General features: G+C 42.7%; 9 protein-coding genes and 1 pseudogene. 6 read left to right on the top strand and 4 right to left on the bottom strand.

The features are described from left to right. Nucleotides 1-4 precede the first annotated feature (4 nt). The 3 genes from A3GI_RS0108955 to lepA are packed head-to-tail and all read right to left on the bottom strand — an operon-like array spanning nt 5 to nt 4,545. The gene (locus A3GI_RS0108955) at nt 5-1,195 is read right to left on the bottom strand and encodes a M24 family metallopeptidase (protein ID WP_018361114.1); all 1,191 of its coding nucleotides are present in this window, start codon (nt 1,193-1,195) and stop codon (nt 5-7) included. Between the two features lie 12 nt (nt 1,196-1,207). After that, nucleotides 1,208-2,749, bottom strand: coding sequence for a replicative DNA helicase (gene dnaB / locus A3GI_RS0108950; protein ID WP_018361113.1), 1,542 nt, complete (start codon nt 2,747-2,749; stop codon nt 1,208-1,210). Nucleotides 2,750-2,751: 2 nt separating this feature from the next. Beyond that, the gene (lepA, locus tag A3GI_RS0108945) at nt 2,752-4,545 is read right to left on the bottom strand and encodes a translation elongation factor 4 (RefSeq protein WP_018361112.1); all 1,794 of its coding nucleotides are present in this window, start codon (nt 4,543-4,545) and stop codon (nt 2,752-2,754) included. A gap of 395 nt (nt 4,546-4,940) precedes the next feature. Here lepA and A3GI_RS10970 point away from each other — a divergent pair, with 395 nt between their 5' ends. The 6 genes from A3GI_RS10970 to A3GI_RS0108915 are packed head-to-tail and all read left to right on the top strand — an operon-like array spanning nt 4,941 to nt 12,010. Then, nucleotides 4,941-5,705 (top strand): hypothetical protein, encoded by a 765-nt coding sequence (locus tag A3GI_RS10970; protein WP_018361111.1) that lies wholly within the window; start codon nt 4,941-4,943, stop codon nt 5,703-5,705. A 4-nt stretch (nt 5,706-5,709) separates the two neighbouring features. Further along, nucleotides 5,710-6,891, top strand: a complete 1,182-nt coding sequence (pncB, locus tag A3GI_RS0108935; protein ID WP_018361110.1) for a nicotinate phosphoribosyltransferase — start codon at nt 5,710-5,712, stop codon at nt 6,889-6,891. A 14-nt stretch (nt 6,892-6,905) separates the two neighbouring features. Continuing rightward, nucleotides 6,906-7,520 (top strand): nicotinate (nicotinamide) nucleotide adenylyltransferase, encoded by a 615-nt coding sequence (gene nadD, locus A3GI_RS0108930; protein WP_018361109.1) that lies wholly within the window; start codon nt 6,906-6,908, stop codon nt 7,518-7,520. Between the two features lie 11 nt (nt 7,521-7,531). Further along, on the top strand, nt 7,532-8,581 hold the full coding sequence (locus A3GI_RS0108925) for an agmatine deiminase family protein (RefSeq protein WP_018361108.1): 1,050 nt from the start codon (nt 7,532-7,534) through the stop codon (nt 8,579-8,581). After that, nucleotides 8,578-9,450, top strand: a complete 873-nt coding sequence (locus tag A3GI_RS0108920; RefSeq protein WP_018361107.1) for a carbon-nitrogen hydrolase — start codon at nt 8,578-8,580, stop codon at nt 9,448-9,450. The genes A3GI_RS0108925 and A3GI_RS0108920 overlap by 4 nt, the downstream gene beginning before the upstream one ends. 25 nt (nt 9,451-9,475) lie before the next feature. Then, nucleotides 9,476-12,010 (top strand): alpha/beta hydrolase family protein, encoded by a 2,535-nt coding sequence (locus tag A3GI_RS0108915; RefSeq protein ID WP_018361106.1) that lies wholly within the window; start codon nt 9,476-9,478, stop codon nt 12,008-12,010. A gap of 253 nt (nt 12,011-12,263) precedes the next feature. Here A3GI_RS0108915 and A3GI_RS11750 read toward each other — a convergent pair. Then, nucleotides 12,264-12,446: pseudogene (locus A3GI_RS11750) on the bottom strand (IS4 family transposase); the annotation flags it as partial.

Raw genomic sequence — 12,446 nt, 5'->3', positions numbered from 1 at the left:
AAGTTTATTTGTCAATATCGATAATTTCTTCATTCAGCTCTGTGAGGAGTTCTACCCCTTTGTCTGTAATTAAATAGGAATTCTCCACTCCTACAGCTCCGACACCCGGAATAACGAACTTCGGTTCGTAGGCAATAGTCATTCCCGGCTGCAGGACATCTTTGCTTCGACCCGTTAAAACCGGCATTTCATTGATATGCAATCCGAAACCATGCCCCACGAATTGAGCACGTTGCGTATGTCCCATAAAAAAGTCTTGTGCCCCGGCTTTTTGAACCCTTTCCAGACTCATATTATAAATATCGGCACATGAAACTCCCGGACGCGCTTTCTGCATGATTTCCCGATGCATCGTTCTGCTCAATTCATGCAATTCATATGCTTGTTGCGGCAATTTCCCAAGGGAATATGTACGGGTAATATCCGTAATGTAAGAACCAAAGTTCCCTGCCATATCGATCATAACGGATTGTCCTTTTTTAATTTTCGATCCGTTCGCTCCAATCGGCAATGCGCACACACCTGCACCTCCTAAAGCAAAATCATACGGAGAGGGAGCATCTGCATTATCTCCCGTCAGCACAGAACCCATAAAGATATTCATGGTAATCCCGAAACTCCTGAATATTCCGATTGACCCCATCTTCCTCATTTCCCGCTCGATTTCAATCTGAAAATCCCGGTCGGTCATTCCTTTCCTGTAAATAGCCGGAATCTTTTGCATCAATGAAACATGGATATTCGCAATAAGTTTGATTTCTTCAATCTCATTATTCGTTTTCACCATACGTACCTGTCTCATGAGTGCGGTAGCATCAATAAAATCGTCACTATCAAAAATGTTCTGATGACGGGTTATTTCGCTGTAAGGCAGTTCTCCAAGTTCCAAACCGATCTTTGCATTTTGCTCAGGGCTCGCAACTTGTTCTGCAAGTAATTCCCGTATCTGTTCTATCTTTCGAATCACATATCCTCCAAAAGAAGCATCGGAAGACAAGGACAAAGGTCTACGGATAAATTTGATTATGCTGCCTTCACTTGGTATGTAAACCGCCCCCATAAAAATCTTTCCGGTTAAATAAAGCAAATTGACTTCTGAAGCAATCAATAGACCATCAACCCCTTGATGTTTCATCATTTCCTGAACTTTCTTTGCACGTATCTCATATTCGTTCAGACAAATCTCATGAGTCATAAAATCATTGTATTAAAATGGTTTAGAGAATTCATTCGCTGCATCCAAATACGAGTCTGACGCACTTTCAGACAATGTTCTCGCATCCAAACCGATCGGACGAACAACGGTAGATTCTCTAAGAGTATAATTATTATCCTTTGAAGAGTCGACTTGTTGTAATGGTAAAAATTTGGCATATTCCCCGATGAAAGTAAGATAGACATCCCCGATGGGGCCGTTACGATGTTTGGCTATGATGAATTCACCCACATTTTTCAGACTCATTCCGTTCTTGTCCTCATAAATCTTATAATACTCGGGGCGGTGGATGAAACACACAATATCGGCATCCTGCTCGATAGCGCCGGATTCTCGTAAATCTGAGAGTTGCGGCCTTTTGCTGTTAATGTCTCCCTGTCGAGTTTCAACGCTACGGTTAAGCTGAGAAAGGGCTATAATAGGTATTTTCAATTCTTTTGCCAGAACTTTCAGTGAGCGCGAAATCATACTCACTTCCTGCTCACGGTTTCCGAAACCCATGCCGCTGGCATTCATCAATTGCAAATAATCGATAATGATAAGCTGGACATTGTGCTCCCGAACCAATCTGCGGGCCTTCGTTCTTAATTCGAAAATCGAAAGTCCCGGAGAGTCATCTATATATAAAGGAGCATTATGTACTTCCTCTGCTTTTGTGAAAAGCTGTTTGGATTCCTGATCGGACAGGCGGCCGTTCTTTATCTTCGTACCATCGATTTCGCAAACATTCTGCAACAAACGCTTTGCCAACTGTACGCCACTCATTTCCAAGTTAAAAACAGCCACGGGAACATTATTGTCCACAGCTATATTTTTAGCCATGGAAAGAACGAACGCTGTCTTTCCCATGGCCGGGCGGGCTGCAATAATAATCAAGTCAGATTTTTGCCAGCCGGAAGTCAAAGCATCGATAGCCGGAAATCCGGATGCCAGACCGCTAATCCCCTCTTGCCTGTTCATGGCGTTCTGAATATCGGTCATAGCCTCGGAAACCAGATTACCTACAGGGCTAAAATCCTGTTTGATATTGCCTTGTGAAATCTCGAAAAGCCTGCCTTCGGCTTCCTGCATCTGGTCTTCGATATCTTCCGCATCATCGTATGCTTTCCGAAGGACATCGGAGGCAAAGCTGATGATTTCACGACTGATGGCTTTTTGCGATAGTATTTTTGCATGGAATTCGAGGTTCGCAGTACTCGCCACCTTCATGGTCAAACCTGCAATATACGACGGGCCGCCTACGGTTTCGAGCTCTCCTAATCTTCTCAACTCTTCTGTAACCGTAAGCATATCGACCGGATGCTGATTCAGAGCCAAATTCATGATAGCCTGAAAGATTATCTCATGAGCTTTCAAGTAAAATGAAGACGGTTTCAGCAATTCGCTTATCTGTCCGTAGGCATCTTTTTCCAGCAACAAGGCACCCAATACCACCTCTTCGAGTTCCAACGCCTGAGGAGGAATACGCCCCTCTATCGGCATTAACTCGGCATCGGCAGTCTTCTTCGTATACTTGCGTTTGGGTTTTTCCATTGTTAGTTGTCGTCAAGTTTAAGTACAGCAAGGAAAGCTTTCTGCGGAACCTCAACCGTTCCAATCTGTTTCATGCGTTTTTTACCTTCTTTTTGCTTCTCCAGCAACTTTCTCTTACGGCTTACGTCTCCACCATAACATTTAGCGGTCACATCTTTCCGAACAGCCTTGACCGTCTCGCGAGCTATAATCTTGGCACCGATGGCAGCCTGGATGGCAATATCGAATTGCTGACGGGGGATAAGCTCTTTCAGTTTCTCGCACATTCTGCGTCCGAAAGATACACTGTTATCCACATGAGTAAGCGTGGAAAGGGCATCCACCGGTTCACCATTCAAGAGTACATCCAACTTAACCAGTTTGGAAGGCCGGTAGTCACTCAAATGATAGTCGAAGGAAGCATAACCTTTTGAAATACTCTTGAGCTTATCATAGAAGTCGATCACGATTTCACCTAACGGCAAATCATAAAAAATCTCGACCCGGTCTCCGGAAATATATTCCTGCTTCACCAATTGTCCGCGTTTACCAAGGCAGAGGGTCATGATTGGTCCTATATAGGTCGTATTGGTAATTACCGAAGCCCGGATATACGGTTCTTCGATGTGATCTATCATTGTTTGATCCGGTAGTCCGGAAGGGTTATGAACTTCTTTGCATCCGCCTTTTTTATCATATACTTTATAAGAAACGTTGGGAACCGTAGTGATAACGCTCATATTGAATTCCCGGTCCAAACGCTCCTGAACGATTTCCATATGCAAAAGACCCAAAAAACCGCATCTAAAGCCGAATCCCAAAGCTGCAGAACTTTCGGGAGTGAAAGTTAAAGAAGCATCATTTAACTGTAACTTCTCCAAAGATGCACGAAGATTCTCAAAGTCTTCGGTATCTATCGGATACAATCCGGCAAAAACCATCGGTTTGACTTCCTCAAAACCGGAGATTGCCTCTTTTGCCCCATTGACTACATGGGTAATGGTATCCCCGACCTTGACTTCTTTGCTGGTTTTTATACCCGAAATAATGTATCCCACATCACCTGTCTTCACCTCTTTCCGAGGCTCCATATCCAGCCTTAATACACCGACTTCATCAGCATCGTATTCTTTGCCCGTGGCAATGAATTTAACCAGATCGCCCGTAGCAATAGATCCGTTTACAACTTTGAAATATGCGATAATACCTCGAAAAGGATTAAAAACCGAATCGAAAATCAAACATTGCAACGGGGCATCGGGCGATCCGTCCGGAGCCGGTATTCGCTCAATGATAGCAGCCAGTATATCTTCTATTCCGATACCCGTCTTTCCGCTTGCACGAATAATATCCGAGGGTGCGCACCCCAATAATTCTACAATCTGGTCTTCTACCTCATCGGGCATTGCTCCCGGCAAGTCGACCTTATTAATGACGGGTATAATTTCCAAATCCTGCTCCAAAGCCATATACAAGTTCGATATGGTCTGTGCCTGAATGCCCTGAGCAGCATCGACCACTAAGAGAGCCCCCTCGCAAGCAGCAATCGAGCGGGATACTTCATAAGAAAAATCAACATGCCCCGGCGTGTCTATAAGGTTAAGAACATATTTCTCTCCTTTGTATTCATAGTCCATCTGTATGGCATGGCTTTTAATCGTAATACCACGCTCACGCTCCAAATCCATATTGTCAAGGACTTGTGCTTGAAGATCTTTTGCAGAAATGGTTCTTGTCGTCTCCAAAAGTCTGTCGGCCAGGGTACTTTTACCATGGTCTATATGTGCAATAATGCAAAAATTCCTAATATGCTTCATAAGTTATACAAAGATAAAATACATTCCTTAACCTTTAGCGTCTCGTAAATGTTTGAATAAATTTTATATCTACTTTCTATGGCTTGTGTGTCAAAAATCCGGCAAGTATAAAAATAAAAAATCTCTCAGTTCCGTCTTTCTATTTTTCAACCGTATATTTTGAAAAGGATATCGGTCTCTTATTTCGTCCAAACCTCATAAAATAATCTTTTGGAGTTTTATTGGACATTCATGTGCCGTATCCTGCTCTTAAATGTTATCTTTATCATATAATTAGGTTGTTATGGTCTTTTTTATTATGTGTATGACAAGATTAACAACCGGGACAAAAAGAAAACAGAAGCCATAAGAGTTTCTAACTTTAACAGACAGTTTACTATTTTTTATCCGTATTTATGATACAGTCTCAAGATAAAAACAGAATTCCCGAAATACCGGAAGAAATGCTCGAACACATCCACCAACTGGATGAGGCTATTCCTTTGACCTTACAAAATAATTACTTCAGACAATCGACACTGATCAGGAAAAAGATGTTCAAAGTGACACCCGATTATATAACCGAAGCCAAGCAAATTTTAGAAAACAGTGAATCGATAGACACTGCTATCTTGATGGACTATCTTTCTCATCTGGCCATAGGTGGGAATATAGAAGCCCTGCGGTTAATCGAATCTTTTGTCCCGGAACAACCCGGCGTACTTCGCCAGTGGGCCTTGATGGCTCAATTAGAGGCTCGATTAGGTGTTTTATCCGAGTTGATAGATGAAAAGCAAATTGCCATAAGCAGTGGTCTGGGCGGTCATAACGGTCTGATGAGAATGGAGGCCTTGATATATCATCAGGCACTTGAACCGTTCAAAGAATACGAAAAGAAATTGATCATGGATGAATTCGGCTTAATAGTCGATCAGCAGAAAGGTGAAATAGAAAAAATCAACTTCGGAGAAAATTATGCAGTTTTATTTTTCCTCTTACCTTTCAAAAACGATATAAAAGCCGTTTTTGAAAAACTTGCCTATCAATGCAATCAGTACGGCAATTTCTTAAGCTCTAAGTTTATGGTTACCAATACGGAACATATCAGTAAGACGGAAATCGATAAAATGTTAGCGGCATACCGGAAAGAAAATATCGATAATAATATTAAAACAACATAGATTTATGGCTATAATTCAGAGTGTCCTCGATACAGACTTGTATAAGTTTACAACAAGCTATGCCTATAGCAAATTATATCCGAGAGCTTTCGGGCATTTTAAGTTTATAGACCGGAACAACCTGGTTTATCCTGCCGGTTTCGCAGAACTTCTCCGTGAGGAAATCAACGAAATGGCAAATCTTAGGCTTTCCGATCGGGAAGCTCATTTCTTAACCAAAGAATTGCCATACCTGCCCCCCACATACGTCGACTTTTTACAAGGATTCAGATACAAGCCCGAGGAGGTGGAAATCGAGCAGGATAAAGACGGACATCTCCATATCGAAGCAAAAGGACTTCTTTACCGTATTACGATGTGGGAGACTCCCATATTAGCCATCGTAAGCGAATTGTACTATAAAGTCAAGAAAATCCATCCGGATATGGAGCATGCAACACGATCGCTTGCAGACAAAACACGTCTATTGAAAGAAAATGAGGTTACATTCTCTCTTTTTGGGATGCGGAGACGTTTCAGCTTCGAAATAGAAGACTGGGTAACTAAATACGTCAAAGAAAATTCCGGAAAGAATTTTTTCGGAACAAGTAATGTATATCTGGCATACAAGCATAACTTGCGTGTGTCCGGCACTCATCCGCATGAATGGATTCAATTCCACGGAGCCATGTTCGGTTACAAGATGGCTAACTATATGGCCATGGAAGATTGGATCAACGTATATGACGGAGACCTCGGCACAGTACTCACAGACACCTATACCACAGATGTATTCCTGAGCAACTTCAGCAAGAAACATGCCATGCTGTTCACCAGTCTAAGGCATGATAGCGGAGATCCTATTTTATTTATAAATAAGGTTATCCGCAGATATGTCGAACTGCGTGTCGATCCGACAATAAAATATATCATTTTCTCCGATGGCTTGGATGCACAGCAGGCCCTTAAGATAAAAAAAGAATGCGGTTCCCGCATAGGGGCTTCTTTCGGTATCGGCACTAACTTCTCCAACGATGTGGGAGAGCATGTAAAACCGATGAACATCGTAATGAAACTATGGGCCTGCAAAATGACAGAAAAAGACAAATGGCATAACTGTGTAAAACTAAGCGATGTGGAAGGAAAGCATACCGGGGAGCAAAAAGAAATCGACTTGGCAATGAGAACGCTGGATCTTGTACCCTAATTCCGACTGTATATATGACTTACCCCTCTTTTCCCTGTTGCGAAGAAAAAAAACGAAATGTTTGCCTGTACTTCGGGTCTTTCAACCCGTTGCATATCGGACATCTGGCTATTGCCAATTACCTCGCCGTTCAAAACGGTATCGATGAGGTTTGGTTTGTCCTAAGCCCTGTGAATCCATGGAAAGACCTTAAAGAACAGCTACCTTTTGAATTCAGAGCATCCATTATCAACGATGCAATAAAAAAAGATACATGTTTCAGACTGTGTACCATCGAAGCAATCTTACCTCGCCCCCACTACACCGTCAGCAGTCTGAGAGCAATATCTTTAATGCATCCGGATACTCATTTTCAGTTGCTTATCGGGGGGGATAACTGGGCAAAGATTCATAAATGGCACCAATATGAAAGGTTGCTTGCCGGGTTCACGGTATACATCTATCCACGAAGAGGGTATCCCGTAGATACCACATTATATGGTACAAGGCCTGTATATTTGGAAAATGCACCGATTATGGAGATCTCTTCCACGGCCATTCGAAATGCAGTTAAAAACAATATAGATCTTCGACACTGGATTGCCGGTGATTATTGGGAACAATTGGTTACAAAACTGAATAACTTATAAAAACAGAATCAATGACCACGTCGCTTACGTTAATCCCCGAATGGGAAAAACAGGATGCAGTTATATTGTCATGGCCGCATCCCGAGACTGATTGGCATGAGATGTTGGCAGAGATAGACGATTGTTATAAAGACATATCCGCCACCATTGTCCGATTTGAAAATCTCATCATCCTAACCCCGGAGCCTCAACGCGTATCCGGACTGATAAAAAGTATCGAACAAAAAGAGCACTCGATTAAAATTATCGAAATCCCCACTAATGATACGTGGATACGTGATTACGGTCCCTTAGCGTTCAGAGATAACAAACGAAAATTGTATCTGTCCGACTTCACGTTTAACGGCTGGGGCATGAAGTTTCCGGCCGACAAGGATAACAGGGTAACGCGGAAATTATTCTCGCGCCGGATATTCAATCCGAACATCAAACTCTGCAACCGTCTCGAATATGTACTTGAAGGCGGTTCGGTCGAGAGCGACGGACTCGGTACCATACTAAGCACAAAGCACTGTCTGTTCGAAGAAAATCGTAATGCAGGAATCGATCATAAAGTGTTATTGAAAAGTATTTCCGAAAAACTCGGGGCAAACAGACTGTTGCTCCTTGAGCATGGACTGCTCGAAGGTGATGATACGGACGGACATGTGGATACTCTGGCACGTTTTTTAACCTCCGACACCATTGCTTATACATGTTGTGAAGATAAAAAAGATGCACATTTCATGGAACTGCAGCAAATGGAAAAGGAGTTGAAACAAATGGTCGACTACAAAGGAGAACCGTACAAATTAGTTCCTCTCCCCCTCCCGGAACCGATATATGCAAAAGACGGACATCGTTTGCCGACCACTTACGCCAATTTCCTGTTTGTGAATGGAGCCATCTTGTTTCCTGTTTACGGTGTCAAAGAGGATAAACCGGCAGCAGAGCGATTGCAAGCCGCTATAAATATGCCTGTAATTCCTGTAAACTGCAGACCGCTTATCGAGCAACACGGAAGTCTTCACTGTGCAACCATGCAAATACCTCAAGGTTTTATCAACTTCAACCAAATATGAAAACAGCAATCATACAACAAAGCAACACGAAGAATATCTCTGACAACATACAAAGACTGTCCGAAAAGATAAGAGAAGCAGCTCGCCAGGGTGCCGAACTTATCATTCTTCAGGAATTGCATAATGGCTTATATTTTTGCCAACACGAGAATGTGGAACTGTTTGACCAGGCCGAACTCATCCCCGGCCCCAGCACCGATCATTACGGCAAGTTAGCCAAAGAATTGGGCGTTGTCCTTGTATTGTCTCTTTTTGAAAAAAGGGCTGCCGGCCTGTATCACAACACCGCCGTCGTGCTGGAAAAAGATGGAACCATAGCCGGGAAATACCGTAAAATGCACATTCCCGATGACCCGGCCTATTATGAGAAATTCTACTTCACACCGGGAGATTTGGGTTTTACACCAATAAATACTTCGTTAGGGAAATTAGGCATACTGGTCTGTTGGGATCAATGGTATCCGGAAGCAGCACGCTTGATGGCCTTAGCCGGAGCAGAAATACTGATCTACCCTACTGCCATAGGCTGGGAAAGTTCCGATGTACAGGCTGAACAGGAAAGACAGTTGAGAGCATGGCAAATAGTACAGCGAGGGCATGCCGTAGCTAATGGATTGCCTGTGGTGGCCGTTAACAGAGTCGGGCATGAAGCAGACCCGACCAATCAGACGAAAGGTATCCGGTTCTGGGGACACAGTTTCGTTGCCGGCTCTCAGGGAGAACTGCTACTGGAACTTGGCACGGAAGAAGAAATCGCCCTGGTAGACATTGATCTGAAACACAGTGAAAACGTAAGACGCTGGTGGCCCTTCCTCCGGGATCGGAGAATAGAAAACTACCATGAGATAACAAAGAGATTTATAGATTAACCTAATTCAAATAATCACCAAAAACATGAAATTAAAACCGACTTTATTACTGACACTGGCTTTGGGGAGTGTTGCCGGCCTTTTTGCACAACAGCCGTCCAATCCTCAAATCTACGGACCAGTGGAATTGCCTAAAACATTGATTGTAGACAGTACCGATGTTAACAAGAAAGCTTATTCCAACACCTTGTTGTTGAATGCCGCCCTCACTTTGCCCAATAGAAAAGGGGAAGCTGTAATACCTGATGAAAACGGTTATTTCCGGATTCCGAAGTTAACCGCAAATAACGGGAATAACAGCATGGCTGTATATTCGTTCGATTTCATTTCAGAAACTTACAGCACCGGCGAATTGAATCTTTACGGGAAAGGACGTTATGCTTTGTATATCGACAATAAATTCATCAAATCGATAGAGAAAACAGATGCCAAAGCCGACTCTGTCGCTATTCTTTCTCATCCGCTTACACTTACTCCCGGTAAGAAAATAATTGCCGTAAAAGCAATTATATTACCGAAAGACAGCGTCGAGGCTCAGTTCAAAATCCTGTATCTCAAGAAAGGACAGAAAACGGAAGAAGCGCTAGCAGAACAGAAAACGTTGTCCAAAGAAAAATATCTTACTCTGGAATATATGATGAACGGTAAGTTCATCTCTTCTGTCGAAACCTCACCCAACGGAAACTACACCCTTCTAAGATATATGGTGAAAAATAAGGCCAAAACAGACTATTACACACAACTAAGAAATCAAAAAGGGGAAATTCTTAGGGATGATAATTTTCTCAACGACTCTCATTGGCTGAAACATGCTCCTTCTACTTTATATAAAATCAAAACAGAAGGAAAACGCAATATGCTTGTCATACAAGATATACCCGAAGGTAAAGAAAATGTACTTGTAGCAGATTTGCCTGAGAAAAGTTTTGTCATAAGCCCTAAGATGGATGCACTTTATTACTATAAAGAAGAGAAAGGGCCTAAAAAAGACAAAAAGGTTATCAGACATTTGGATCCCGACGACAGACAGCCGAACTGGAGAAACAGATCGAGCATCTACAAGTATGATATCGGCACCGGCATCTCTACTCCTGTAACTTTCGGATATCATTCTGTAAGCATCATGGATATTCACGACAACGGTAATAAACTGCTGTTAGGCATCTATAAACGAGACTGGACTAAATTCCCATTTTACCGAACTTCGATTATGGAATACACGGCTTCCAACGGAGCAGTAGATACGTTATTATCCGAACAATTCGGAATCGATGCTGCTTATTATGTGCCCGAAGCCGATAAAATATTGATTTTCGGATCAGCCAATGCATTCAACGGCATAGGAAAAGATCTGGCAAAGGATATGCCGGCGAATGACTATGACAAACAAATGTTTCTCTATAATAAACAAAAGAAACAGGCCATACCGTTAACGAAACACTTTAACCCGGCCGTTCAATTTGGCCAGTTCGATTATAAAAACAACTCTTATGTGTTTCTTGCAGAAAACGGCTCGCGTAAATCCCTCTATCGATTGGATTTCAAAACCAACAAAATCAGCCAGATAGAGACGAAAGAAGATGTTGTGAGAAACTTCTCTGTGTCAAGAATAAACGGCTCTGTATGGTATATCGGCCAGAGCACGAAAAATGCAGACCGCGCTTATCGCATCGAAAAGAATAAAACCCATATGGTTTGGGATCTATCTGCGGAAAAACTCAAAGGCATCAAAGTATCTGAATGTAAAGATTGGAATTATACTTCCGAAGATGGCACCGTAATAGAGGGTTGGTATTTCTTGCCTCCCAATTTCGACCCGAATAAGAAATATCCTCTTCTGGTTTATTACTATGGGGGCACAAGCCCCACACAGCGAACAATGGAAGGGGCCTACAGCCTGCCTATGTTTGCGGCACAGGGATATGTGGTTTATACGCTGAATCCCAGCGGAACGACCGGGTACGGACAGGAATTTGCAGCCAGACATCTCAATGCCTGGGGTACAAGAACGGCCTCCGATATTATTGAAGCGACAAAGGCTTTTGCCGCTAATCACAGCTTCGTCAATGCAAAAAAAATCGGATGTTTCGGGGCCAGCTATGGCGGATTCATGACCCAGTATATACAAACCCGGACCGATATCTTTGCAGCTGCAATCAGCCATGCGGGTATCAGTTCCATCAGCAACTATTGGGGCAGCGGCTATTGGGGTATCGGTTACAACTCCGTAGCTGCTTATAAGAGTTACCCTTGGAATAATCCGGATCTGTATGTAAAACACAGTCCTCTTTTCAATGCCGATAAAATACATACCCCTCTGCTTTTGCTTCATGGCTCCGTGGATACGAATGTACCGACAGCCGAAAGCGTGAACATGTACAATGCGCTTAAAACATTAGGGCGTACCGTAGAGTTTATCGAGTTTACCGGACAAGACCATTTTATTCTGGAACATGACCGTAAAATCAGTTGGACAAATACCATGTTTGCATGGTTTGCCAAATGGCTTCAAGACAATCCCAAATGGTGGGATGACCTCTATCCTTCCATTTCTCTGTAAACGGTAAAAGCAACTAAAGAAGCAGAAGTGGATTCGCTCTACTTCTGCTTCTTTATTTATGGGAATATATCGAATATACATTTTAGCTCTTTCATATTACAGAAACAATGACGTGTACTGAAAAAAAGTCTGCCTGATGGTTGAAAATTCTTCAGGCAAAGAAAAAAAATTATTGCTGTCCGCTAAAAATTTTTGAAAGCAGAAAAAAGTCTTGCTCCCCCGTCAAACCGTTTCCATTAGAGTTATTTTCGTTTTAGTAAGCCCCCCAGTCGAAAAGATTCGGCTCTGGCGGGGCTTCTTCTTGCGCAAATTGCGCTATCCAATCCTGCTCAGGATGATTAAAAAGAGAGTAAAAGTCCATATAGTACATTAGCACGATACGTACCATGGTTGCAAGTCCCGAGAAACTCCACGAACGTTTCAGTCTACGTTGCAT

This window comes from Porphyromonas macacae DSM 20710 = JCM 13914, assembly GCF_000379945.1.
Lineage (GTDB): Bacteria > Bacteroidota > Bacteroidia > Bacteroidales > Porphyromonadaceae > Porphyromonas > Porphyromonas macacae.
The sequence above is the reverse complement of the archived record's forward strand: the minus strand, read 5'-3'. Positions and strand labels throughout refer to the sequence as shown.